At 68.0% G+C, this 25,206-nt stretch carries 23 protein-coding genes; 22 read left to right on the plus strand and 1 reads right to left on the minus strand.

What is annotated here, in order from left to right:
- Positions 1-346 precede the first annotated feature (346 nt).
- The 4 genes from HXX10_RS20720 to nrdR all read left to right on the plus strand — a co-directional run bounded on the left by HXX10_RS20720 (position 347) and on the right by nrdR (position 3,979).
- Positions 347-1,687 carry a L,D-transpeptidase family protein gene (locus HXX10_RS20720; RefSeq protein WP_296524815.1) on the plus strand — a complete coding sequence of 447 codons (1,341 nt, stop codon included), beginning with the start codon at positions 347-349 and terminating at the stop codon, positions 1,685-1,687.
- Between the two features lie 42 nt (positions 1,688-1,729).
- Positions 1,730-1,936, plus strand: a complete 207-nt coding sequence (locus tag HXX10_RS20725; RefSeq protein ID WP_296524817.1) for a serine hydroxymethyltransferase — start codon at positions 1,730-1,732, stop codon at positions 1,934-1,936.
- A 151-nt stretch (positions 1,937-2,087) separates the two neighbouring features.
- Positions 2,088-3,389 carry a serine hydroxymethyltransferase gene (gene glyA / locus HXX10_RS20730; RefSeq protein ID WP_296524818.1) on the plus strand — a complete coding sequence of 434 codons (1,302 nt, stop codon included), beginning with the start codon at positions 2,088-2,090 and terminating at the stop codon, positions 3,387-3,389.
- Between the two features lie 107 nt (positions 3,390-3,496).
- On the plus strand, positions 3,497-3,979 hold the full coding sequence (nrdR, locus tag HXX10_RS20735; protein WP_296524820.1) for a transcriptional regulator NrdR: 483 nt from the start codon (positions 3,497-3,499) through the stop codon (positions 3,977-3,979).
- 56 nt (positions 3,980-4,035) lie between these two features.
- On the opposite strand, the gene HXX10_RS20740 is transcribed toward nrdR, so the two are convergent.
- Positions 4,036-4,734: an alpha/beta fold hydrolase gene (locus tag HXX10_RS20740; RefSeq protein WP_296524822.1), complete on the minus strand. Its 699-nt coding sequence runs from the start codon at positions 4,732-4,734 to the stop codon at positions 4,036-4,038.
- Positions 4,735-5,009: 275 nt separating this feature from the next.
- Between HXX10_RS20740 and ribD the strand changes: the two genes are divergently transcribed.
- From ribD to HXX10_RS20830, 18 genes are all read left to right on the plus strand, one after another.
- Complete coding sequence (gene ribD / locus HXX10_RS20745; RefSeq protein WP_296524874.1) at positions 5,010-6,107, plus strand: bifunctional diaminohydroxyphosphoribosylaminopyrimidine deaminase/5-amino-6-(5-phosphoribosylamino)uracil reductase RibD; 1,098 nt, start codon at positions 5,010-5,012, stop codon at positions 6,105-6,107.
- 201 nt (positions 6,108-6,308) lie between these two features.
- On the plus strand, positions 6,309-7,577 hold the full coding sequence (locus HXX10_RS20750; RefSeq protein WP_296524825.1) for an amino acid ABC transporter substrate-binding protein: 1,269 nt from the start codon (positions 6,309-6,311) through the stop codon (positions 7,575-7,577).
- A gap of 509 nt (positions 7,578-8,086) precedes the next feature.
- Entirely contained in the window at positions 8,087-10,798 is a 2,712-nt protein-coding gene (locus tag HXX10_RS20755) for a bifunctional acetate--CoA ligase family protein/GNAT family N-acetyltransferase (RefSeq protein WP_296524826.1), read from the plus strand.
- A gap of 505 nt (positions 10,799-11,303) precedes the next feature.
- Positions 11,304-11,669 (plus strand): NADH-quinone oxidoreductase subunit A, encoded by a 366-nt coding sequence (locus HXX10_RS20760; RefSeq protein WP_296524828.1) that lies wholly within the window; start codon positions 11,304-11,306, stop codon positions 11,667-11,669.
- Positions 11,660-12,235, plus strand: coding sequence for an NADH-quinone oxidoreductase subunit B family protein (locus HXX10_RS20765; protein ID WP_296524830.1), 576 nt, complete (start codon positions 11,660-11,662; stop codon positions 12,233-12,235). The genes HXX10_RS20760 and HXX10_RS20765 overlap by 10 nt, the downstream gene beginning before the upstream one ends.
- Positions 12,236-12,250: 15 nt before the next feature.
- The gene (locus HXX10_RS20770) at positions 12,251-12,856 is read left to right on the plus strand and encodes an NADH-quinone oxidoreductase subunit C (RefSeq protein ID WP_296524832.1); all 606 of its coding nucleotides are present in this window, start codon (positions 12,251-12,253) and stop codon (positions 12,854-12,856) included.
- 11 nt (positions 12,857-12,867) lie between these two features.
- Positions 12,868-13,320, plus strand: a complete 453-nt coding sequence (locus HXX10_RS20775) for a thioesterase family protein (protein WP_296524833.1) — start codon at positions 12,868-12,870, stop codon at positions 13,318-13,320.
- 8 nt (positions 13,321-13,328) lie between these two features.
- Positions 13,329-14,519, plus strand: coding sequence for an NADH-quinone oxidoreductase subunit D (locus HXX10_RS20780; protein ID WP_296524835.1), 1,191 nt, complete (start codon positions 13,329-13,331; stop codon positions 14,517-14,519).
- Positions 14,519-15,274 (plus strand): NADH-quinone oxidoreductase subunit NuoE, encoded by a 756-nt coding sequence (gene nuoE / locus HXX10_RS20785; protein WP_296524837.1) that lies wholly within the window; start codon positions 14,519-14,521, stop codon positions 15,272-15,274. Before HXX10_RS20780 ends, nuoE begins: the two co-directional genes overlap by 1 nt.
- Positions 15,274-16,575: an NADH-quinone oxidoreductase subunit NuoF gene (gene nuoF / locus HXX10_RS20790; RefSeq protein WP_296524876.1), complete on the plus strand. Its 1,302-nt coding sequence runs from the start codon at positions 15,274-15,276 to the stop codon at positions 16,573-16,575. Before nuoE ends, nuoF begins: the two co-directional genes overlap by 1 nt.
- A gap of 4 nt (positions 16,576-16,579) precedes the next feature.
- On the plus strand, positions 16,580-16,783 hold the full coding sequence (locus HXX10_RS20795) for a hypothetical protein (RefSeq protein ID WP_296524839.1): 204 nt from the start codon (positions 16,580-16,582) through the stop codon (positions 16,781-16,783).
- Positions 16,784-16,797: 14 nt separating this feature from the next.
- A complete protein-coding gene (nuoG, locus tag HXX10_RS20800) occupies positions 16,798-18,879 on the plus strand; it encodes an NADH-quinone oxidoreductase subunit NuoG (RefSeq protein WP_296524841.1) in 2,082 nt (693 codons plus the stop codon).
- A 4-nt stretch (positions 18,880-18,883) separates the two neighbouring features.
- Complete coding sequence (gene nuoH / locus HXX10_RS20805; protein ID WP_296524843.1) at positions 18,884-19,909, plus strand: NADH-quinone oxidoreductase subunit NuoH; 1,026 nt, start codon at positions 18,884-18,886, stop codon at positions 19,907-19,909.
- A 10-nt stretch (positions 19,910-19,919) separates the two neighbouring features.
- The gene (gene nuoI / locus HXX10_RS20810) at positions 19,920-20,408 is read left to right on the plus strand and encodes an NADH-quinone oxidoreductase subunit NuoI (RefSeq protein ID WP_296524845.1); all 489 of its coding nucleotides are present in this window, start codon (positions 19,920-19,922) and stop codon (positions 20,406-20,408) included.
- Positions 20,409-20,646: 238 nt separating this feature from the next.
- Positions 20,647-21,252, plus strand: a complete 606-nt coding sequence (locus HXX10_RS20815; protein ID WP_296524847.1) for an NADH-quinone oxidoreductase subunit J — start codon at positions 20,647-20,649, stop codon at positions 21,250-21,252.
- A 13-nt stretch (positions 21,253-21,265) separates the two neighbouring features.
- Complete coding sequence (gene nuoK / locus HXX10_RS20820; RefSeq protein WP_296524849.1) at positions 21,266-21,574, plus strand: NADH-quinone oxidoreductase subunit NuoK; 309 nt, start codon at positions 21,266-21,268, stop codon at positions 21,572-21,574.
- A gap of 8 nt (positions 21,575-21,582) precedes the next feature.
- Entirely contained in the window at positions 21,583-23,646 is a 2,064-nt protein-coding gene (gene nuoL, locus HXX10_RS20825; protein WP_296524852.1) for an NADH-quinone oxidoreductase subunit L, read from the plus strand.
- Positions 23,646-25,169, plus strand: coding sequence for an NADH-quinone oxidoreductase subunit M (locus HXX10_RS20830; protein WP_296524854.1), 1,524 nt, complete (start codon positions 23,646-23,648; stop codon positions 25,167-25,169). Before nuoL ends, HXX10_RS20830 begins: the two co-directional genes overlap by 1 nt.
- The last annotated feature ends 37 nt before the right edge of the window (positions 25,170-25,206 follow it).

A 25,206-nucleotide genomic window follows, 5' to 3' on the forward strand; every position in this document is an offset into this window, starting at 1 on the left:
GAGGCCCCGAGCGGAACGGCTGGCCTCGTGCGTGTCGGTGCACGACGAGCTTAAGGAACGCCCTTCGATACCGTCAATGTGCACCTTCGCGGCGAACGACGACTCTCGACCGTTGCGCGATACGCGGCCTGGGGCTCGCCCTATGCGCGTCGCATAGCGCGGCGAATGCGGCCTTGCCCCGGGTTGACATAAATTCGCCGGCTCGTCTCCGTACTCGACCGGGCCGTCGTGTCGCGTCGCGGCTTTGCGGAGCGTGCGATCGGTCGGCGCAGGACCGGCGCGGATCCCGGTTGCGGGGCCGCGCGGCCACGAGACGGTAGTGCTGCGAGGGGCAATGGACGGCGCAGTGAGGAACGACAGCGGCGCGGGGGATTTCGGCCAGCCCGACAGCCGGCAGGACAGGCGCGGCGGAGGTCATGACCACGGTCTCGACCGCCGAGCCGTGGTGCGTGCCCTGGCGGGCGGAGTGGCCGGCCTCGCGGCGCTCGCCGGCCGGGCACACGCCCAGGACGCCGTCCTCGAGCAACTCATCCAGCAGAGCCAGGGCCGCAATTTCGGGCAAGGGTTCGATTCGGCCTCGCGCACCATCCTGATGCCGAAGTCGTCCCTGCCGACCCTCGACCCGTCGACGGCGCAGACCACCGAGCAAGTGATCCCCCGCTACGAGGAGATCGTCGGGAAGGGCGGCTGGCCGTCCGTGCCGGCGGTCGAGCGGCTGCGGCTCGGCAACCGTCATGCTGCCGTGCCGGTGCTGCGCGACCGTCTCGCCGTCTCGGGCGACATCGACCCGGCCGCGGCCGGGGCCGGCGACATCTACGACTCCTACGTCGAGGCGGCGGTGCGGCGGTTTCAGGCGCGGCATGGGCTGACGGTGGACGGGGTGGTGCGCCAGCAGACCCTGAAGGCCCTCAACGTGCCGGCGCAGGTGCGCCTGGCGCAGCTCCGCATCAACGTGGTGCGACTGCGCACGCTGTCGAGCAATCTCGGGCCCAAGCTCGTCGTCGCCAACATCCCGGCCGCCCAGATCGAGGCGATCGACAACGGCGTCGTGGTGTCGCGCCACGTCACCGTCGCCGGCAAGCCGGACCGCGCCTCGCCCGACCTGCAGAGCCGCATCGTCGAGGTGAACTTCAATCCCTACTGGACCGTGCCGGTGTCGATCGTCCGCAAGGACCTGATCCCGAAGATGCAGGAGGAGCCGGACTACCTCGCCAAGAACCACATCCGCATCTTCGACGGGCGCGGCACCGAGCTGCAGCCCCAGCAGATCAACTGGTTCTCCAACGAGGCGGTGAACTACCGGTTCAAGCAGGACCCGGGCGACTTCAACTCGCTCGGCTCGATCCGCATCAACTTCCCCAGCAAGGACGGCGTCTACATGCACGACACGCCGTCGAAAGGCCTGTTCGGCGAGGACTTCCGCTTCCACTCCTCGGGCTGCATGCGGGTGCAGAACGTGCGCGAGCTGGTCAACTGGCTTTTGGCCGACACGCCCGGATGGTCGCGCCCCGAGATCGACGCCGTGATCAAGTCGGGCGAGCGCAAGGATGCCCGCCTCGCCGCTCCGGTGCCGCTCTACTGGGTCTATGTGACGGCCTGGGCGACGCCCGACGGCGTCGTCCAGTTCCGCGACGACATCTATTCCCGCGACGGCCTGGCCGCCTCGACCGCCTCGACGCGCGGGTAGGGACGCAGGCAGCGGAGGCCGGAGGGCGGCCGGAGACGAAAAATGCCGGCGAGCGAGTCGTCCCGCGAAATCCTGTTCGAGCTCACGGTGGTCGGTGGCGCCGTGCGGGTGGTGGCGATCGACGCCGCGACCGGGATCGAGGTCAGCATCATGGGGCCGGTGACGGCGCCGCGCGCGGCGTTGCAGCGAATCGCGCTGCAGAAGCTGGAACGGCGGCTGACCAAGGCCGGCGAGGCCGGAAGGCGCTGATTCGGCCCAAGAACCTAGATGTAGAGGGCCCCCGCGGGAGGCGTCCCACAACTTGGCGCTCGCCGGCCGATGTGCTAATCCGACGGCCCAAACCCCGGGACCAGCCTGTCGCAGGCCGCCCTCACGTTTCCCGCGGCGCCAGGAGACCACGATGTCGGTGACCCAAACGGCTTCCGTCGAAGCCGGTACGTTCTTTTCCGCGACCGTCCGCGAGAGCGACCCCGAGATCGCCGATGCGATCCAGAGCGAGCTCGGCCGCCAGCGCGACGAGATCGAGCTGATCGCCTCGGAAAACATCGTCAGCCGCGCCGTGCTCGAGGCGCAGGGCTCGGTGCTCACCAACAAGTATGCCGAGGGTCTGCCGGGCAAGCGTTACTATGGCGGCTGCCAGTATGTCGACGTGGTGGAACGTCTGGCGATCGAACGGGTTACCCGGCTTTTCGGATGTGGTTTCGCAAACGTGCAGCCGCATTCCGGCGCCTCCGCGAACGCCGCCGTGTTCTTCGCCCTGCTGAGCCCCGGCGACACCTTCATGGGGCTCAACCTCGCGGCCGGCGGCCACCTGACCCACGGCTCGCCCGTCAACGTCTCCGGCAAGTGGTTCAAGGTGGTGCCCTACAGCGTGCGGCCCGACGACCACCGCATCGACATGGACGAGGTGCGAAAGCTCGCCCACGCCAACAAGCCGAAGCTGATCGTCGCCGGCGGCTCGGCCTATCCGCGGGTGATCGATTTCCGTGCCTTCCGTGAGATCGCCGACGAGGTCGGGGCCTACCTCATGGTCGACATGGCGCACTTCGCCGGCTTGGTGGCGGGCGGGGCGCATCCGAGCCCGTTCCCGCACGCCCATGTGGTCACCACCACGACCCACAAGACGCTGCGCGGCCCGCGTGGCGGCGTCATCCTGTCGGATGACGAGGCCTTGGCCAAGAAGATCAACTCGGCCGTCTTCCCCGGCATGCAGGGCGGGCCGCTGATGCACGTCATCGCCGCCAAGGCGGTCGCCTTCGGCGAGGCGCTGCGGCCCTCCTTCAAGCTCTACGCCAGGAACGTCGTCGAGAACGCCAGGGCGCTCGCCGAGACGCTCAAGTCGCGCGGCTTCGACATCGTCTCGGGCGGCACCGACACCCATCTGATGCTGGTCGATCTGCGGCCCAAGCGGCTCACCGGCAAGATCGCCGAGACGGCGCTCGGCCGCGCCAACATCACCTGCAACAAGAACGGCATCCCGTTCGATCCGGAGAAGCCGATGGTGACCTCGGGCGTGCGGCTCGGCACGCCGGCCGGCACCACCCGCGGCTTCGGGGTCGCCGAGTTCAAGGAGATCGGCGAGATGATCTCCGAGGTGCTCGACGTGCTGTCGCAGAAGAACTCCGACGAGGACGCCCTGGTCGAGGGCGCCGTGCGCGAGAAGGTGGCGCGGCTGGTCGGCCGCTTCCCGATCTACAACTAGTTTTCGAGCATGATCCGTCCCGTAAACCGGGTCCCACTTTTCGGGATCATGCTCTAGGTCGATACCGGTCGGCGGGGGCCGCCGGAGAAAGGGACAGGGGACGCGGAATGCGCTGTCCGAGCTGCGGCAGCCTCGATACCCAGGTGAAAGACTCGCGTCCGACCGAGGACTCCTCGGCGATTCGCCGGCGGCGGCTGTGCCTCGCCTGCGGGTTCCGCTTCACCACCTTCGAACGGGTGCAGCTTCGCGAGCTGACCGTCATCAAGCGCAACGGCCGCCGCGTGCCGTTCGACCGCGACAAGCTCGCCCGCTCGATCGAGATCGCGCTCCGCAAGCGCAATGTCGATCCCGACCGGGTGGAGCAGACCATCTCGAAGATCGTCCGTGACCTCGAGAGCCTGGGCGAAGGCGAGGTGACGACCGAGACGATCGGCGAGACCGTGATGGCGCATCTGCGCGACCTCGACGACGTCGCCTATGTGCGCTTCGCCTCGGTCTACCGCAATTTCCGCGAGGCCAAGGACTTCGAGCAGGCGCTCGCCGAGCTCGCCGGCGAAGAGGACGAGGAAGACGTCACGCCGACCCGCTGAGCGGAGCGGACGTCGTCCCGACGGTCCCGCGGGCGGCGCCGGCGCAAGACGAAAGATCACGCCTCCAGCAAAAGCCCCGCCACGCCCTCCGGGTCGGCCACCATGGCGTCGTGGCCGCAGGCGAGATCGAGGACGCGCCAGGTCGGGTCGGCCGCGACCTTCGCCACCGCGGCGTCGAACGCCGTGCTGGCGAACCCCCTGGCCCGGACGTAGGTCTTGCGCGCGACCCTCTCGCGTGCGCCGGTGAGGACGAGCCGGTCCGTGTAGGTCTTCATCGGGTGCGGCGTACACAGGGAATCGACCCAGGGACAGTCGACCGCCGGAACGCCGAGAGCCGCGGCCGCGTAGGGCTTCAAAGTGATCTCGCCGGTCTGCGGAGCCGCCGCGATCGCATCGCGCACCCCTTGCGACGTGACATCCAGTCCGGTGGTGCCGTCGTCCGGCATGAAGGCGTCGAGAAAGACGAGAGCGCCGATCTGCGGCAACACCTGCTCGACGACGCCGGACACGACGAAGCCGGCATAGGAGTGGCCGACCAGGACGACGTCCGCAAGGCGTTCCCACTTGATCACGTTGACGACGTCGGCGATGTGGGTGTCTAGCCCGACCGTCGGGCCGAGCAGATGCGAGCGCTCGCCCAGTCCGGTCAGGGTCGGGGTGAACACGCGATGGCCGCGGGCGACGAGGAGATCGGCGACGCGGCGCCAGCACCAGCCGCCGTGCCACGCCCCGTGCACGAGCACGAAGGTTGTCATGGTGATGAACTCCGGATCAGCCGCGGGAGCCCGCGGCAGTGTTACGGCGACGATTACATACCCAGGAACCGTCTCCGTCCACGCCACCGTCTCGGATCGGCGATGCGAAAATGGGGCTGCCTCGCTTGCGGCGGCAGCATGGAGCGGGCAAGGTCGCGGCCCGCCGGAACGGACGGGCGCGGATCCGCGCCGCGTTCTCGGTCCACACCCGACCGAAGCCTGCCGTGACCACGCCCCCCGAGCCTCCCGTCGCCGAAAACATCGATGCCCGCTTCATGGCGCTGGCGCTGGCGCTGGGGCGTCGCGGGCTTGGCAACACCTGGCCGAACCCGGCCGTCGGGGCCGTCGTGGTGCGGTTCGACGGCGGCGCGCCGAGACTCGTCGGGCGTGGGTGGACGCAGCCGGGCGGGCGGCCGCATGCGGAGCCCGTGGCGCTGCGCCGGGCCGGCGACCTCGCCCGCGGTGCCACCCTCTATGTGACGCTGGAGCCGTGCTCGCATCATGGAAAGTCGCCGCCCTGCGCCGACGCCATCATCGCGGCCGGCATCGCCCGCGTGGTGTCGGCGATCGAGGATCCCAATCCGCTGGTGGCGGGGCAGGGGCACGCGCGCCTCATCGCCGCCGGGATCGCGGTCGAGGTCGGCGTCGGTGCCGCCGAGGCGGTCGCGGCCCATGCGGGCCATATCCGAAAGGTCCGCGACGGCCGCCCGCACGTCATGCTCAAGCTCGCCGTGTCGGCCGACGGCAAGGTCGCGGCCGCCGGCCGCCGCCCGGTCGCCATCACGGCGCCGGCCGCCAACGCCCGCGTTCACCTGATGCGGGCCATGACCGACGCCATCCTGATCGGGATCGGCACGGCGCTGGCCGACGACCCGGTACTGACCTGCCGGCTGCCCGGGCTTTTTTCCCGCTCGCCCGTGCGGGTGGTGCTCGATGCCGGGCTGCGCCTGCCGGCGACGTCGCGGCTGGTGCGGACAGCGCGCGAGACGCCGTTGTGGGTGATGGCGGCTCCCGATGCGCCGGCCGATGCCGAGGCGAGGCTGACCGCGGCCGGCGCCGAGGTGCTGCGGGTCCCGGCTTCGCTCGATGGGCCAGGGCTCGATCTGCCCGCCGTGCTGCAGGCGCTCGCCGGGCGCGGCATCACCCGCCTGATGGTCGAGGGCGGCCCGACCGTCGCGTCTGCCCTCCTGCGTGCCGACCTCGTCGACGAGGCCGTGCTGATCCACGGGCCCGCCGTGATCGGGCCCGACGGCATCGACGCCCTGGCGGGCCTGCCGCTCGCCGCCCTGACGGCGGCGCCGAGCCTCGTTCTGCGCGAGACCGTGATGCTCGGGCCGGACCGGCTGGACGCTTACGCTCGCCCATCGGGCTGAGGCCGCCATACCCTGCCGTTGCGGCGCGCCGGCAGGCGACCTATCGTTCGTATGCAAACCGCGCGGGCGGCCAGCGTCGTCCCGCCAACAACGATCAACGGACCGATCCGCACTTCGGTCCCGCCGCGGCGTGCGAGCGTGTCGCTCGCCTCTCCGGTGCGGACGCGACGGGGACAGGATCGGCCACAGGGAGAGAGACACGTGACCGATTTCACGCGACGCGATACCCTTGTCCTGGGCGGAACAGCACTCGCCGGAAGCTTGGCCGGCTTGTCCGTCCCGGCCGCCGGGCAAGGCGCCCCGATAAAAATCGGCTTCAGCATGGCGCTGACGGGCGGCCTCGCCGGCGGCGGCCGCGCGGCGCTGCTCGCCTACCAAATCTGGGCCGAGGAGGTGAACCAGAAGGGCGGACTTTTGGGCCGCAAGGTCGAACTCGTCTACTACGACGACCAGTCGAACCCCGCCACGGTGCCCGGCATCTACACGAAGCTGCTCGACGTAGACAAGGTCGACCTGGTGATCTCGGGCTACGCGACCGTGCCGACCGCCGCCGCCATGCCGGTGGTGATCCAGCGCGGTAAGCTGTTCATGTCGCTGTTCGCGCTCGCTGCCAACGACCAGTTCCGCTACGACCGCTATTTCCAGATTCAGCCCAACGGGCCGGAGGCGAAATTCGAGTTCTCCAAGGGCTATTTCGAGCTGGCGAGCGCGCTGACGCCGAAGCCGCAGACGGTCGCGCTGGTCGGCGCCGACGCCGAGTTCTCCATCCTGGCGCTCGAAGGCGCCCGCGAGAACGCCAAGAAGGGCGGCTTCAAGATCGTCTACGACCGCACCTATCCGCCCTCGACCGTCGACTTCGCGCCGATCGTGCGGGCCATCAAGGCGGCCAATCCGGATCTGTTGTTCATCGCGTCCTATCCGCCGGATTCCTCCGGCATGATCCGCACCATCCACGAGGTCGGGTTCGGCGCCCGCATGGTCGGCGGCGGCATGATCGGGCTGCAGTTCGCCGCGCTCAAGCAGCAGCTCGGGCCGATGCTCGAGGGCGTCGTCGCCTACGACCTCTATGTGCCCGAGCCGACCATGACGTTTCCGGGCATCGAGCAGTTCCTGGTCAAGTATCGCGAGCGTGCCGCCCCGGCCGGCGTCGATCCGCTCGGCCTCTACATTCCGCCTTTCGCCTATTCGGAGATGCAGATCCTCGAAGCCGCCGTGAAGGCGGTCGGATCGCTCGACGACAAAAAGCTCGCCGATCACATTCGCGCCAACACGTTCCCCACCATCGTCGGCGATCTCAAGTTCGGCGACCGCGGCGAGTGGGCCGAGCCGCGCATCCTGCTGGTCCAGTACCGCGGCGTGGTCGGCAACGATCTCGAGCAGTTCAAGCAGCCCGGCAAGCAGGTGATCCTGCATCCGGCCAAATACAAGTCGGGCGACCTCAAGGTGCCGTTCGAGCCGATCAAGCGCTGACAGCATCGAAGCGTCGAGCGCGGGCTCGACCCGCGCAACCATCTGCAGAGCAAAGACGGCGTGCTTCGGTTGGATGGATCGCCGGGTCGAGCCCGGCGATGACGTCCGTGGGACGCGGGCGGGGCCCGGCCGGCGCGTCGTGCGGTCGCGCTCAGGGAAACTGCGCACGCGCGCCGATCGCGAGTCAGTTTAGACACACAGCCGGTCGTACCTCGGCTCGGGACCCGCGCTTTCGCGGCGCTGCGTGATCGGCCCGCAGGCCCGCGGCCGCATGTCCACCAGCACGCGTGTCCGAGATCGGTTTCATTCGCGTTCGGCCACCCGAAAATTCCCCGTCGGCCGCTGACATCCGGTATCTTCCGGTCTGCCGTTTTTGCGTTGCAACAATCTTTTTCGCGTTGCAAAGGTGCAGCCTTACCTTGCCCCCCGGGCAGTGTCGCATCCGGTCCCCGAACCTGCAGCCGAGTCCCTGACGGCCCCGTGCGCTCGGCTCCACACGAGGCGAATTCATGAGCACCTACCGACTCCAGTCGCTCTTCGCCCCAAAATCGCTGGCGCTCGCTGGGGCGAGCCCGCGCGACCTTTCTCTCGGTCGTATCGTACTTCGGAACATCCGCGAGGGCGGCTACAAGGGACGGATCCAGCTCGTCAACCCGCGCCACGCCGAGATCGACGGCGTTCCCACCGTGAGCGGTCTCGACAAGCTCGATGGCATACCCGACGTGCTGGTGATCACGGCGCCGCCGGCCGAGGTCCCGAAGCTGGTCGCCGATGCGGCCGCGCTCGGCATCCCGGCCGCCGTCGTCATCACGTCCGGGCTCGGCCATGGGCCGGGTTCGCTGGCCGAGGCGACCGCGCAAGCGGCGCGGCCGCACGGCCTGCGCATCCTCGGGCCGAACTGCCTCGGCCTCCTGGTGCCCAGCATCAGCCTCAATGCCAGCTTCGCCACCCGCACCCCGAAGGTCGGCGACCTCGCGCTGATCTCGCAGTCGGGCGCCATCGCGTCGAGCCTGGTCGAATGGGCCTCGAAGCGGTCGATCGGCTTTTCGGCCGTGGCCTCGATGGGGGACGCCGTCGACGTCGATTTCGGCGACCTGCTCGACTACTTCGCCCTCGATCGCAAGACCCGCGCCATCCTGATGTATGTCGAGTCCATCACGGACACCCGCAAGTTCATGTCGGCCGCGCGCAGCGCCGCCCGCGTCAAGCCAGTCATCGTGGTGAAGTCCGGTCGCCAGGCACTGGGGGCCCAGGCGGCCGCCACCCATACCGGGGCACTGGCCGGGTCGGACGCCGTCTACGACGCCGCGTTCCGCCGCGCCGGCCTCTTACGGGTGCTCGACCTCGACGAGCTGTTCGCCGCCGCCGAGACGCTCGGCCATCTGAGCCCCTTCGAGGGCAAGCGGCTCGCCATCCTGACCAATGGCGGCGGCATCGGCGTGCTGGCGGTCGACCGGCTGATCGATTTCGGCGGGATCCTCGCCACTCTGTCGGAAAAGCGCATCGCCGAGCTCGACGCCGTGCTGCCGTCCGGCTGGTCGCATTCGAACCCGGTCGACATCATCGGCGACGCCGGCGCCAAGCGGTATCGGGCGGCGCTGGAGCAACTCATCTCCGACCGCGACAACGACGCCGTGCTGGTGATGAACTGCCCGACCGCCCTGGCGTCGCCCGCCGACTCCGCCGCCGCCGTCGTCGAGGTGATCCAGCGCGAGCGCAGCCGCAGCATGATGCGCAAGCCGGTCCTCACCGTCTGGGTCGGCGATCGCGGCGACGCGACCCGCATCTTCGACGAGGCCGGAATTCCCCACTACGACAGCGAGACAGAAGCGATCCGCGGCTTCATGCATCTGGTCCGCTACCGCGAGGCGACCGACTCCCTGATGGAGACGCCGCCGAGCGTGCCGACCCAGTTCGTCTCCGACACCGAGACGGCCCGCAGCGTCGTCGCCGCCGCCATCAAGGCGCGAAAAACCTGGCTCGATCCGATGGAGATCGAGGCCGTGCTGACGGCCTACAGCATCCCGATCGCGCCGAGCCACCTGGCCCGAAACGGCTTCGAGGCGGCACGGGCGGCACGGGCGTACCTCGCCAAGGGCCAGGCCGTGGTGCTCAAGATCCTGTCGCCCGACATCGTCCACAAGTCGGAGATCGACGGCGTACGCCTCAACCTGCTGACCGAGGATGCGGTCTGGCGGGAGACCGACGACATCCTGGCCCGCGCCAGGGCGGCGCGTCCCGGCGCAAAGCTGATCGGCGTCACGGTCCATCCGATGGTGGTGCGGCCGAAGGCGCGCGAGCTCATCGTCGGGGCGACCGACGATCCGACCTTTGGGCCCGTCATCGTGTTCGGCCGCGGCGGCATGGCCGTCGAGGTGCTCAACGACACGGCGCTCGCCCTGCCGCCGCTCGACATGAAGCTCGCCCGCGACCTCATCGACCGCACCGGCGCGGCGCCGCTGCTCGGCGGCTACCGCAACGTCCCGCCGGCCGACCGCCAGGCGCTGGAGCTGGTGCTGGTGAAGATCTCCCAGCTCCTGGCCGACATACCCGAGCTGCGCGAGATCGACCTCAATCCGGTGCTGGCCGACGAGAACGGCGTCATCGCGGTCGACGCGCGGGTGACCATCGCGCCGGTGGCGCAGGGGGCGCGGACCCGCTTCGCCGTGCGGCCCTATCCCAGGGAGTGGGAGAGCCATCTCGCCTCGTGGGAGGATCTGCGGGTGCTTCTGCGCCCGGTGCGGCCGGAGGACGAGGCCCTCTACCTCGATTTCTTCAAGCATGTCAGCGAGAACGACCTGCGGCTGCGGTTCTTCGCCCCGGTCAAGGAGTTCAGCCACACCTTCATCGCCCGCATGACGCAGATCGACTATGCGCGGGCCATGGTGTTCGTCGCCGTGGACGAGCGCACCGGCGAGATGCTCGGCGGCGTCCGCATCCATTCCGACGCCAATTACGAGAAGGGCGAATATGCCGTGCTGGTGCGCTCCGACCTCAAAGGGCGGGGGCTGGGCTGGATCCTGATGGCACGGATGATCGAGTATGCCCGCGCCGAGGGCCTGATCGAGGTCGAGGGCCAGGTGCTGCGCGACAACACCACCATGCTGCGCATGTGCACGGATCTCGGCTTCCGGATCGAGCACGACAACGACGATCCGGGCCTGTGCAAGGTGGTCCTCGACCTGACCAAGAAAGGGACCGTCGCCAGCGCCGCCGAGTAGGCCCGCGGCAGGGACGATGCGGGGCGGAGCAGGGCGCTCTCCGCTCGGTGTCTGCCGGGTGACCGGCGATTCCTGATTCGCCGGATGCCGCATCGCAGCATCGCCGTCACGGATCGGGCCGGGACGGCGTTACGGGGCGGGCGCCCGTAGCGGCGCCACAGATCGGAAAACTGCTCGCCGCAGGGCGACAATGCCCGGCCCGATGCCGATTTTTCCGGCGCCCTCCCGGGTCGTTCTCCCGCGCGTCCGCCGCACGGTCCGGGCCTCCGATCGCGGGCCGCCGGCCGGCTGCCGTTTCTTGTATCATCGGGCCGCTTGCGGCCGTGGGGGCACTGCGGTAAGCGTCACGCGTCGCCGCCCTGGAACGTCTCTAACGGGAGTTCCGAGCGCGTGGACACGGGCGCAGCGGCGACCCGGACGGTCCTGTCCGGGACCGGAAGCACGAGATCGGCCGCCGGCAGGGCATTCCTCCCGACGGAACGTGGGTCGCGATCAGAGGTCTCGCATGAACGCCTTGCTGCTCGACTACCTGCCCATCGTGGTGTTCATCGCCCTCGCGCTGGTGATCGTGCTCGGCCTGATGGTCGCGCCGTTCCTGATCGCGTACAAGAATCCCGACGCGGAAAAGCTTTCGGCCTACGAATGCGGATTCAACGCATTCGACGACGCCCGCATGAAATTCGACGTCCGATTTTATCTCATCTCCATCCTGTTCATCATTTTCGACCTCGAGGTTTCCTTCCTTTTTCCCTGGGCGGCGGCATTCGGCGAGATCGGTACGTTCGGTTTCTGGTCGATGATGGTCTTTCTCGGCGTTCTGACCATCGGCTTCGTCTACGAGTGGAAGAAGGGAGCCCTCGAATGGGATTGACCGATCGGACCCTGGTGGCGCCCGCCGCGACCGGTGTTCTCGACCCGCGCACCGGCAAGCCGGTCGGGGCCGACGATTCCTTCTTCGCCGGGGTCAACGACGAGCTCGCCGACAAGGGCTTCATCGTCACGGCGACCGACGAGATCATCAACTGGGCCCGCACCGGCTCGCTGATGTGGATGCAGTTCGGCCTCGCCTGCTGCGCCATCGAGATGATCCACGCGGCGATGCCGCGATACGACCTCGAGCGCTTCGGCTTCGCGCCGCGCGCCTCGCCGCGTCAGTCCGACGTCATCATCGTGGCGGGCACGCTGACCAACAAGATGGCCCCGGCTTTCCGCAAGGTCTACGACCAGATGCCGGAGCCGCGCTACGTCATCTCGATGGGCTCCTGCGCCAATGGCGGCGGGTATTACTATTACTCGTACTCGGTGGTGCGCGGCTGCGACCGCATCGTGCCGGTCGACGTCTACGTCCCGGGCTGCCCGCCGAGCGCGGAAGCCCTGCTGTACGGCGTGCTGCTCCTGCAGAAGAAGATCCGCCGTACCGGCACCATCGAACGCTGACCGCGAGGACGCGCCATGGACGACAGGCTCGACGAGCTCGGACAGGCCATCGCACGCGCACTTCCCGGCGTCGTGACGGGTTACACGGTGGCGGTCGGCGAGCTGACCGTGACGGCGGCCGCGGCCGAGATCGTCGCCGTGATGACGCGACTGCGCGACGACCCGGCCTTCCAGTTCGTCGCCTTCGTCGACGCGACGGCTGTCGACTGGCCACAACGCGACAAGCGCTTCGACGTCGTCTACCATCTGATGTCGCCGACCATGAATTGGCGCGTGCGCATCAAGACCGAGACCGACGAGGCGACTCCGGTGCCCTCGATCATCTCGGTGTTTCCGGGCGCCGACTGGTTCGAGCGCGAGGTGTTCGATCTCTACGGCGTGGTCTTCACGGGCCATCCGGATCTGCGCCGCATCCTCACCGACTACGGCTTCGAGGGGCATCCGCTGCGCAAGGACTTCCCGCTCACCGGCTTCCTCGAGGTGCGCTGGGACGACGAGCAGAAGCGCGTCGTCTACGAGAAGGTGCAGCTCGGCCAGGAGTTCCGGAACTTCGACTTCCTGTCGCCCTGGGAGGGGACCGACTACGTGCTGCCGGGTGACGAGAAGGCCAAGGCGGGCTGAGACCGGATCGCATGAAAACGACCCTGCAGCCCGGGCTGACGCATCGTTTGGCCTTCACGGTGTCGGCCTCCAAGACGGTGCCGCAGCTCTATCCGGAGGCGCCCGAGTTCCAGACCATGCCGGCCGTGTTCGCCACCGGCTTCATGGTCGGGTTGATGGAGTGGACCTGCGTCCAGCTCATCGCGCCGCATCTCGACGCGGGCGAGGGCAGCCTGGGGACGCATATCGACGTCAGCCACACGGCGGCGACGCCGCCGGGTCTGACCATCACGGTGGAGGCGGAATGCGTCTCGGTCGAGGGCCGCAAGCTCGGCTTCCGGGTCAAGGCGCATGACGGCGTGGATGCGATCGGCGAGGGGCGCCACGAGCGGTTCGTGGTGGCCTGGGACAAGTTCAACGCCCGCGTGGGCGACAAGGCGAAGGCGGCGCTCGGTGCGTCGCCCGGTCAGAGCGTCGAGGCTTAGAGGTCGACATGGGTGAGGCGTCGGTACGCAGCTTCACGATCAATTTCGGACCGCAGCATCCGTCCGCCCACGGCGTGCTGCGCCTGCTGCTCGACCTCGACGGCGAGGTGATCGAGCGGGCCGATCCGCATATCGGGCTCCTGCATCGCGGCACCGAGAAGCTGATCGAGCACAAGACCTATCTCCAGGCGGTGCCGTATTTCGACCGGCTCGACTACTCGGCGCCGATGAGCCAGGAGCACGTCTTCTGCATGGCGATCGAGAAGCTGCTCGGCATCACGGTGCCGCGCCGCGGGCAGCTCCTGCGGGTGCTGTTTCTCGAGCTGACCCGGGTCAAGAACCACATCCTCAACATCACGACGGGCGCGCTCGACATCGGCGCGCTGACGCCGCCCTTGTGGGGCTTCGAGTTCCGCGAGCAGATCATGGGCTTCTACGAGCGCGCCTCGGGAGCCCGGATGCACGCCAACTATTTCCGCCCCGGCGGCGTCCACCAGGACGTGCCGCAGAAGCTGCTCGACGACATCGAGGCGTTCTGCGATCCCTGCCTGGCGATGATCGACGATCTCGACACGCTTTTGACCGGCAACCGCATCTTCAAGCAGCGCATGGTCGACATCGGGGTGATGACCCTGAAGGACGCCTGGGGCTGGGGCTATTCGGGCCCGCTGATCCGCGCCGCCGGCGGCGCCTGGGATCTGCGCCGCGCCCAGCCCTACGAGTGCTACGACGAGATGGAGTTCGACATCCCGGTCGGCAAGCACGGCGACTGCTACGACCGCTATCTGGTGCGCATGGAGGAGATGCGGCAGTCGATCCGCATCTGCAAGCAGTGCCTGGCCAAGCTGAAGCTGCCGGACGCGCAGGGGGCCGTGCTCACCGAGGACAACAAGGTGACGCCGCCGCGCCGCGGCGAGATGAAGAGCTCGATGGAAGCGCTGATCCATCACTTCAAGCTGTTCACCGAGGGCTTCCACGTGCCGGCCGGCGAGGTCTACGCGGCGGCCGAGACGCCCAAGGGCGAGCTCGGCGTCTATCTGGTCTCCGACGGCACCAACAAGCCCTACAAGTGCAAGATCCGCGCGACCGGCTTCGCCCATCTGAGCTCGATCGACTTCATCAGCAAGGGGCACATGCTGGCCGACATGACCGCCATCATCGGCTCGCTCGATCTGGTGTTCGGGGAGGTTGACCGCTAATGGCCGTCCGTCGTCTCGCTCCTGCCGAGCAGCAGCCGAAAGCCTTTGCCTTCACGGCCGAGAATCTCGACTGGGCCAAGGGCCAGATCGCCAAGTATCCGGACGGCCGCCAGGCCTCCGCCGTGATCCCGCTGTTGTGGCGGGCACAGGAGCAGGCCGGCGGCTGGGTGCCCCAGAAGGCGATCGAGCACGTCGCCGAGGTTTTGGGGATGCCGACCATCCGGGTGCTGGAGGTCGCGACCTTCTACACGATGTTCAACCTCGAGCCGGTCGGCCGCCTTCACGTCCAGCTCTGCGGCACCACGCCTTGCGTGCTGCGCGGCGCCGACGCGCTCAAGAAGATCTGCCACGAGAAGATCGGCCACGAGCACCACGTCACGGCCGACGGCACCTTCTCCTGGGTCGAGGTCGAGTGCCTGGGCGCCTGCGTCAACGCCCCGATGGCCCAGATCAACTACGACTACTACGAGGATCTGTCGCCCGAGAACTTCACCAAGTTGCTCGACGACCTCGCGGCCGGGCGCCCGGTGAAGACGGGACCGCAAATCGACCGCCAGCTTTCGGCGCCGGTCGGCGGGCCGACCACGCTGACGGGCGACGTCGGCACCGGCGCGCCGGCGACCCCACAGGAGCCGGCGCTCGCCGACAGCGACGCCAAGCGGCCGGGCGCGGCCGGCAATGTCCGTGAAGAGCCAACCCCGAAGCCGCCGGCCGGCGACGGATCCCGGGGCCGCAGAAGCACCAGGCGGGAATGATGCTGCACGATCGCGATCGCATCTTCACCAATCTGTACGGCCTCCACGACTGGGGGCTCGAGGGCGCGCGCAAGCGCGGCGCCTGGGACGGCACCAAGGCGCTGCTGGAGAAGGGGCGCGACGGCATCGTCAACGAGATCAAGGCCTCGGGCCTGCGCGGCCGCGGCGGCGCAGGCTTCCCGACCGGCCTCAAATGGTCGTTCATGCCCAAAACCTCGGACGGGCGGCCGAACTATCTCGTGGTCAACGCCGACGAGTCCGAGCCCGGCACCTGCAAGGACCGCGAGATCCTGCGCAACGACCCGCATATTCTGGTCGAGGGCTGCCTGGTGGCGGGCTTCGCCATGGGGGCGAATGTCGGCTACATCTATGTGCGCGGCGAGTTCATCCGCGAGCGCGAGCGCCTGCAGGCCGCGATCGACCAGGCCTATGCGGCCAAGCTGATCGGCAAGAACAACATCCACGGCTTCGACTTCGACCTCTACGTCCATCACGGCGCCGGCGCCTATATCTGCGGCGAGGAGACGGCGCTGTTGGAGAGCCTCGAGGGCAAGAAGGGCATGCCGCGGCTGAAGCCGCCGTTCCCGGCCAATGTCGGCCTCTATGGCTGCCCGACCACGGTCAACAATGTCGAGAGCATCGCGGTGACGCCGACCATCCTGCGCCGCGGCGCGGCGTGGTTCTCCTCGATCGGCAAGCCGAACAACACCGGAACGAAGCTCTTCTGCATCTCCGGGCACGTCGAGAAGCCGTGCAACGTGGAAGAGGAGATGGGCATCCCGCTGCGCGACCTGATCGACACCCATGCGGGTGGCGTGCGGGGCGGCTGGGACAATCTCCTGGCCGTGATCCCGGGAGGCTCGTCGGTGCGCTGCCTGCCGGCATCGCTGTGCAACGACCTGCCGATGGATTTCGACTCGCTGATGAAGCTTCGGTCCGGCCTCGGCACGGCGGCCGTCATCGTGATGGACAAGTCGACCGACATCGTCCGGGCGATCGCCCGCATCTCCTACTTCTACCGGCACGAGAGCTGCGGCCAGTGCACGCCGTGCCGCGAGGGGACGGGCTGGATGTGGCGCGTCGTCTCTCGCATGGCGGAAGGCCGCGCCCACAAGCGCGAGATCGACATGCTGCTGCAGGTGTCGCAGCAGGTCGAGGGCCACACCATCTGCGCGCTCGGCGACGCCGCGGCGTGGCCGATCCAGGGCCTGATCACGCATTTCCGCGGCGAGATCGAGAAGCGCATCGACGACTACGCGGCGAACCCGCATCACGAACCAGTCGCCGTGGCGGCGGAGTAGGGGCATGACCGACGCACCCGACAGTGTCGTCCTGGTGCTGCTTCGCCGCATCGACGAGCGGACCGAGCGGATGGCGCAGGATCTGTACGACCTGAAGGTTCCGATGACGGGCGTCGAGGAAGGGTTGGCGGGCGTGAACCGTCGGATCGATCGGCTGGAGAGCCGAGTCGAGCGCATCGAGCGCCGGCTCGAGCTCTCGGACGCGTAGCTGGAAGACAACGGATGACCAAGCTCATCGTCGACGGCATCGAAGTAGACGTCCCGCCCGAATACACGCTGTTGCAGGCGTGCGAGGCGGCGGGCGCCGAGATTCCGCGCTTCTGCTTCCACGAGCGCCTGTCGATCGCGGGCAATTGCCGGATGTGCCTGGTCGAGCTGAAGGGCTCGCCCAAGCCGGTGGCGAGCTGCGCCTGGGGCGTGCGCGACTGCCGGCCGGGCCCCAAGGGCGAGCCGCCGGAGATCAACACGCGCTCGCCGATGGTGAAGAAGGCGCGCGAAGGCGTGATGGAGTTCCTGCTGATCAACCATCCGCTCGACTGCCCGATCTGCGACCAGGGCGGCGAGTGCGACCTGCAGGACCAGGCCATGGCCTATGGCGTGGACTCCTCGCGCTTCCAGGAGAACAAGCGCGCCGTCGAGGACAAGTACCTGGGCGCCCTCGTCAAGACCGCGATGAACCGGTGCATCCAGTGCACCCGCTGCGTGCGCTTCGTCACCGAGGTCGCCGGCGTGCCGGAGCTCGGCGCCATCGGGCGCGGCGAGGACATGGAGATCACCACCTATCTGGAGCAGGCGCTGACCTCGGAGCTGCAGGGCAACGTGGTCGATCTCTGCCCCGTGGGCGCGCTGACCTCGAAGCCCTACGCCTTCTCGGCACGGCCCTGGGAGCTGGCAAAGACCCAGTCGGTCGACGTGATGGACGCGGTCGGCTCGGCCATACGGGTCGACTCGCGCGGTCGCGAGGTGCTGCGCATCCTGCCGCGCCTGAACGAGGACGTGAACGAGGAGTGGATCTCCGACAAGACCCGCCATGTCGTCGACGGGCTGCGGGTGCAGCGCCTCGACCAGCCCTATCTGCGCGAGAACGGCCGCCTGCGGCCGGCGACCTGGAGCGAGGCGTTCCGCGCCATCGCGGCCAAGGTCGACACCACGGGCCCCGGCCGCATCGGCGCCATCGCGGGCGATCTCGCCAGCGTCGAGGAGATGTTCGCCCTGAAGGAGCTCTTGGCCGGTCTCGGCTCCAAGAGCATGGATTGCCGCCAGGATGGCTCGGCGCTCGACCCCGCGCTCGGGCGCGGCACGTATCTCTTCAACCCGACCATCGCCGGGATCGATAGGGCCGACGCCCTGGTGATCGTCGGCGCCGATCCGCGCCACGAGGCGGCCGTGCTCAACGCCCGCATCCGCAAGCGCTGGCGTTCCGGGCCGTTCGCCGTCGGCGTCATCGGCCAGCGGGTCGATCTGACCTATCCGTACCATTATCTCGGCGCCGGGCCGGAGACGCTGTCCGACCTCGCCGCCGGCAAGGGCGATTTCGCCGAGATCCTCAGAAAAGCCGAGCGCCCGATGGTGCTGCTCGGCAACGGCGCGACGACACGGCCGGACGGCGCGGCCGTCGCCGCGCTCGCTGCCAACGCCGCCATTGCGCTCGGTGCCGTCAAGGACGGCTGGAACGGCTTTGCGGTGCTGCACACCGCGGCGTCGCGGGTCGGCGGGCTCGACATCGGCTTCGTGCCCGGGCAGGGCGGCCTGAAGGCGACCGAGATGGCGGCTTTCGGCACCCTCGACGTGCTGTTCTTGCTCGGCGCCGACGAGATCGAGGTCGCGCCCGAAACCTTCGTGGTCTACATCGGCACCCATGGCGACCGCGGCGCCCACCGGGCCGACGTCATCCTGCCGGGCGCCGCCTACACGGAAAAGTCCGGCCTCTGGGTGAGCACCGAGGGCCGGGTGCAGATGGGCCTGCGGGCCGGCTTCCCGCCGGGCGACGCCCGCGAGGACTGGGCGATCCTGCGGGCGCTCTCCGACGTGCTCGGCCGCAAGCTGCCATACGACTCGCTGCCGCAGCTCCGCACCGCGCTGTTCAAGGCGCATCCGCACCTGCAGCAGATCGACCGCTTGGAGCCGGCGAGCGGCGACGACGTCCAACGGCTGGCGTCGCGCGGCGGCGCCGTCGAGGCGGCGCCCTTCGCCCCGACCGTCACGGACTTCTACCTGACCAACCCGATCGCCCGCGCGTCCGCCGTGATGGCCGAGTGCTCCGCACTCGCCCGCGGTGGCGCCGCGCTGCGCGCCGCGGAGTAGCCCGATGGCCGAGCTTTGGACCAACTATCTCTGGCCGCTGCTGCTCATCGTCATCGAGAGCATGGCGATGCTGCTCATCCTGATGACGGCGATCGCCTACATCCTCTATGCCGACCGAAAAATCTGGGCGGCCGTGCAGATCCGCCGCGGCCCCAACGTGGTCGGTCCATGGGGGCTGCTGCAGTCCTTCGCCGACATGCTGAAATTCGCCCTCAAGGAGCCGATCATCCCGGACGGCGCCAACAAGGGCATCTTCATCCTGGCGCCGATCGTCACCTGCGTGCTGGCGCTCTCCGCCTGGGCCGTGGTGCCGGTCGCCGACGGCTGGGTGGTCGCCGACATCAATGTCGGCATCCTGTACATCTTCGCGATCTCGTCGCTCAGCGTGTACGGCATCATCATGGCCGGCTGGGCGTCGAACTCGAAATACGCCTTCCTGTCGTCGCTGCGCTCGGCCGCCCAGATGGTGTCCTACGAGGTCTCGATCGGCTTCGTCATCATCACGGTGCTGCTGTGCGTCGGCTCGCTGAACCTGTCGGCCATCGTCAAGGCGCAGGACACCCAGTGGGGCCTGCTCGGCTGGTACTGGCTGCCCCTGTTCCCGATGTTCATCATCTTCTTCGTCTCGGCGCTGGCCGAGACCAACCGACCGCCCTTCGACCTGGTCGAGGCCGAGTCCGAGCTGGTCGCCGGCTTCATGGTGGAATACGGCTCGACGCCCTACGTGCTGTTCATGCTGGGCGAGTACGTGGCCATCACCACCATGTGCGCCATGACCACCATCCTGTTCCTGGGCGGCTGGCTGTCGCCGATCCCATACCCGCCCTTCACCTGGGTGCCGGGCGTGATCTGGTTCTCCCTCAAGGTGCTGCTCGTCTTCTTCATGTTCGCCTTGGTGAAGGCGTTCGTGCCGCGCTACCGCTACGACCAGCTCATGCGGCTCGGCTGGAAGGTGTTCCTGCCGATCTCGCTGCTGATGGTGGTGGTCGTGGCGGGCGTGCTGCAATATTCCGGGCTGGCGGCGAAGTGAGGATCCCCCGATGAGGTTAGACCAGGCCGCGAAATCGCTGTTCCTGTGGGAGTTCGTGCAGGCCATCGGCCTGTCGATGCGCTATTTCTTCAAGCCGAAGCCCACCATCAACTATCCGTTCGAGAAGAACCCGATCTCGCCGCGCTTCCGCGGCGAGCACGTGCTGCGCCGCTATCCGAACGGCGAGGAGCGCTGCATCGCCTGCAAGCTGTGCGAGGCGATCTGCCCGGCCCAGGCCATCACGATCGAGGCGGGGCCGCGCCGCAACGACGGCACGCGACGCACCACCCGCTACGACATCGACATGGTCAAGTGCATCTATTGCGGCTACTGCCAGGAGGCGTGCCCGGTCGACGCCATCGTCGAGGGACCGAACTTCGAGTTCGCCACCGAGACGCGCGAGGAGCTCTACTACGACAAGGATCGCCTGCTCGCGAACGGCGACCGCTGGGAACGCGAGATCGCCCAAAGCATGGCGCTCGACGCGCCGTATCGGTGAGTGTGATGAGCGGGCTCGAAGTTGCAACTGCTCGGATTGATGTGACGGGCCTCTCGCCGTCGTTCCCTCCCCCCTTGTGGGGGAGGGACAGGGAGGGGGGTGCGCCGCATGCGCCTGCGTTCGTGGCTACCCCCCACCCCAACCCTCCCCCACAAGGGGGGAGGGAGCGCGCCGTGCCCGGGGAAAGGGAGCGCTTCATCGCAAGTTCAAACCCGTGCCCCGCCAAAAGGGCGACCCCATGATCCCCGCGCTGTTCTTCTATCTCTTCGCCGGCGTCTGCGTCGCCTCCGCCCTGATGGTGGTGGCGTCGCGAAACCCGGTCCATTCGGTGCTGTTCCTGATCCTCGCCTTCGTCAACGCGGCCGGCCTGTTCATTCTGATGGGCGCCGAGTTCCTGGCGATGATCCTGGTGGTCGTCTATGTCGGCGCCGTCGCGGTGCTGTTCCTGTTCGTCGTGATGATGCTGGACGTCGACTTCGTCCAGCTCCGCCACGGCGCCATGCAGTATCTGCCGGTCGGCACGCTGATCGGCCTGGTTCTGCTGGTCGAGCTGCTGCTGGTGACCGGCGCCTGGGTGATCGGACCCGGGGTGCAGAAGACCGTGGCGCTGCCGATCCCGACCGGGGTGAGCAATGCCCAGGCGCTCGGCCTCGTGCTCTACACCCGCTATGTCTACTTCTTCCAGGCGGCCGGGCTGGTGCTGCTGGTCTCGATGATCGGCGCCATCGTGCTGACGCTGCGCCACAAGCCGGGCGTCCGCCGGCAGGTGATCTCCGACCAGCTCGCCCGCCGGAAAGAGGCCATCATCGAGCTCCGGAACGTCCGGCCGGGGCAGGGGCTGTGAGGGGAATGAACCGATGACCATCGGCCTCGGCCATTATCTCGCGGTCGCCGCGATCCTGTTCACCATCGGGATCTTCGGCATCTTCCTCAACCGCAAGAACGTCATCATCATCCTGATGTCGGTCGAGCTGATCCTGCTCGCCGTCAACATCAACATGGTGGCCTTCTCGACCCATCTGGGCGACCTGGTGGGTCAGGTCTTCGCCCTGATCATCCTCACGGTCGCGGCGGCCGAGGCGGCCATCGGGCTCGCCATCCTGGTCGTGTTCTTCCGCAATCGCGGCTCGATCGCGGTCGAGGACATCAACCTCATGAAGGGCTGAGCGGCGCGATGTACCAAGCCATCGTCTTCCTGCCTCTGCTGGGCTTCGTGATCGCTGCCGCGATCGCGATCGTCGGCGCCCGCACGCTCCATCCCGGCGGCTATCCCGAGCCCGGCGACGACCACGCCCACGCCGAGCCGCACGCCGGCCACGCGGCGGTTCATGCCCCGCACGACGATCACCACCATGCGAGCGAGCCGGCGGCGCCGGGCTCGCGCCCCGCCGAGGTGATCACCACCACGCTGCTGTTCGTCTCCATGGCGCTGTCCTGGATCGCCTTCGCCCGCATCGGCTTCGGCGGCCAGGAGGTGCGCGAGGCGATCGCGCCCTTCATCTTCTCGGGCGACCTCAAGGTCGACTGGGCGCTGCGCATCGACAGCCTGACCGCGGTCATGCTGGTGGTCGTCACCACGGTGTCGGCGCTCGTTCACCTCTACTCGATCGGCTACATGGTCGACGATCCCGACCGGCCGCGCTTCTTCGGCTACCTGTCGCTGTTCACCTTCGCCATGCTGATGCTGGTGACGGCCGACAACCTGGTGCAGCTCTTCTTCGGCTGGGAGGGCGTCGGCCTCGCCAGCTACCTGCTGATCGGCTTCTGGTACAAGAAGCCCTCCGCCAACGCCGCCGCCATCAAGGCCTTCGTGGTCAACCGGGTCGGCGACTTCGGCTTCCTGCTCGGCATCTTCGGGGTGTTCGTGGCGACCGGGGCGGTCGACTTCGACACCATATTCGCCCAGGCGCCGTCGCTCACCGGCAAGACCATGCATTTCCTGAGCTGGGACCTCGACACCCTGACGGTGATCTGCCTGCTCTTGTTCATGGGTGCCATGGGCAAGTCGGCGCAGTTCCTGCTGCACACCTGGCTGCCCGACGCCATGGAGGGCCCGACCCCGGTCTCCGCCCTCATCCACGCCGCCACCATGGTGACGGCCGGCGTCTTCATGGTGGCGCGCCTGTCGCCGCTGTTCGAGCTCTCCCCGACGGCGCTCGCCTTCGTCACCTTCATCGGCGCCACCACGGCGCTGTTCGCCGCCACGATCGGCCTCGTCCAGAACGACATCAAGCGCATCGTCGCCTACTCGACCTGCTCGCAGCTCGGTTACATGTTCGTCGCCATGGGGGTGGGGGCCTACTCGGTCGGCATGTACCACCTGTTCACCCATGCCTTCTTCAAGGCGCTCCTGTTCCTCGGTTGCGGCTCCGTGATCGTCGCGATGCATCACGAGCAGGACATCCGCCAGATGGGCGGCCTGCGCCACCGCATCCCGTTCACCTATTACACGATGGTGATCGGCACCCTGGCGCTCACCGGCTTCCCGCTCACGGCCGGCTACTTCTCCAAGGACGCCATCATCGAGGCCGCCTTCGCCAGCGACCACGCCGGCCACAATCCGATGGCGCTCTATGCCTTCGTCTGCACCGTGGTCGCCGCCGGCCTGACCGCCTTCTACTCGTGGCGCCTGGTGTTCAAGACCTTCCATGGCCGGCCTCACGACCAGAAGCACTACGAGCAGGCGCACGAGAGCCCGCTCGCCATGCTGATCCCGCTCGGGGCGCTGGCAGTCGGCTCCTTCCTGGCCGGCCTGCCGTTCCTCGACGCCTTCGTCGGGCACGGCGCCAAGGAGTTCTTCCGCGGCTCGCTGGTCGTCTCCGGCATCCTCGACGAGATGCACCACATCCCGGAGGCGATCTCGTATGTGCCGACCGTCATGATGGTCGGCGGCTTTGCGGTCGCCTGGCTGTTCTACCTGCGCAATCCGAAGATTCCGCGCGCGCTCGCCAAGGCGCTGTGGCCCGTCTACCAGTTCCTGCTCAACAAGTGGTACTTCGACGAGCTCTACGACCGCATCTTCGTGCGTCCGGCGATGTGGCTCGGCCGCACCCTGTGGAAGCAGGGCGACGGCACCGTCATCGACGGGCTGGGGCCGGACGGCATCTCGGCCCGGGTGGTCGACGTCACCCGCAACGTCATCCGGCTGCAGACCGGCTATCTCTACCATTACGCGTTCGCGATGCTGATCGGCGTCGCCGCGTTCGTCACGTGGTTCATGCTCGGAGGACTGAAGTGATGGCGAGCTGGCCCGTCCTGTCCGTCACGGTCTTCCTGCCGCTCGTCGGCGCGCTGCTCATCATGATGCTGCGCACCGAGGACGAGGCGGTGAAGAGCAATGCGCGTTGGATCGCGCTGTGGACCACGGTCATCACCTTCGCGGTCTCGCTGGTGATGGTGTGGCGCTTCGATCCCGGCTCGGCCGAGTTCCAGTTCGTCGAGCAGCAGCCCTGGCTCGCCGGCACCATCAAGTATCACGTCGGCGTCGACGGCATCTCGCTGCCCTTCGTGATCCTGACGACCGCCTTGATGCCGCTGTGCATCCTGGCGAGTTGGAAGCCGATCCAGCGCCGCGTCAAGGAGTACATGATCGCCTTCCTGGTGCTCGAGACCATGATGACGGGCACGTTCGCGGCGCTCGACGTCGTCGTGTTCTACCTGTTCTTCGAGGGCGGCCTGATCCCGATGTTCCTGATCATCGGCGTGTGGGGCGGTCCGCGCCGGGTCTATGCCAGCTTCAAGTTCTTCCTCTACACGCTGCTCGGCTCGGTGCTGATGCTGCTCGCCATCATGGCGATGTACGGCGAGGCCGGCACGACCGACATCCCGACGCTTCTCGACCACGACTTCCCGCGCAACCTGCAGACCTGGGCGTGGCTCGCCTTCTTCGCCTCCTTCGCGGTCAAGATGCCGATGTGGCCGGTCCACACTTGGCTTCCCGACGCGCATGTCGAGGCACCGACCGCCGGCTCGGTGATCCTGGCGGCCGTGCTGCTGAAGATGGGCGGTTACGGCTTCCTGCGCTTCTCGCTGCCGATGTTCCCGGACGCCTCGGAGTATTTCGCCCCGATGGTGTTCGTCCTTTCCGTGGTGGCGATCATCTACACGTCGCTGGTCGCGCTGATGCAGGAGGACGTCAAGAAGCTGATCGCCTACTCGTCGGTCGCCCATATGGGCTTCGTCACGATGGGCATCTTCGCCGGCAACACCCAGGGGGTCGCCGGCAGCGTCTTCCAGATGATCTCGCACGGCATCGTCTCGGGCGCGCTGTTCCTCTGCGTCGGCGTCATCTACGACCGCATGCACACCCGCGAGATCGCCGCCTATGGCGGCCTCGTCAACCGCATGCCGGTCTACGCGACCATCTTCATGATCTTCACGCTCGCCAATGTCGGCCTGCCGGGCACCTCCGGCTTCATCGGCGAGTTCCTCACCCTGATGGGGACGTTCCGGGTCAACACCTGGGTGGCGTTCTTCGCCTCCTTCGGCATCATCTTGTCGGCGTGCTACGCGCTGTGGCTCTACCGCAAGGTGGTGCTCGGCGTGCTGGACAAGCCGTCGCTCGCCGCCATCCGCGACGTCGAGCCGCGCGAGATCCTGATCTTCGCGCCGCTCCTCGTGCTCACCATCTGGTTCGGCGTCTATCCCAAGCCGGTGCTCGACATGTCGGCGGCCTCGGTGACGGCGCTGGTGCAGAATTATCACGACGCGCTCGCGACGCCGAAGGCGTTCGCGCTCGAGCGGTCGTCCGTGCCGAAGTGACGTCTCGCCGTTCCGTCGTCCGATCCGTCTCCGCTCA

Origin of the sequence: Rhodoplanes sp. (assembly GCF_013377085.1) — a bacterium.
In the GTDB taxonomy this organism is placed as follows: Bacteria; Pseudomonadota; Alphaproteobacteria; order Rhizobiales; family Xanthobacteraceae; genus Rhodoplanes.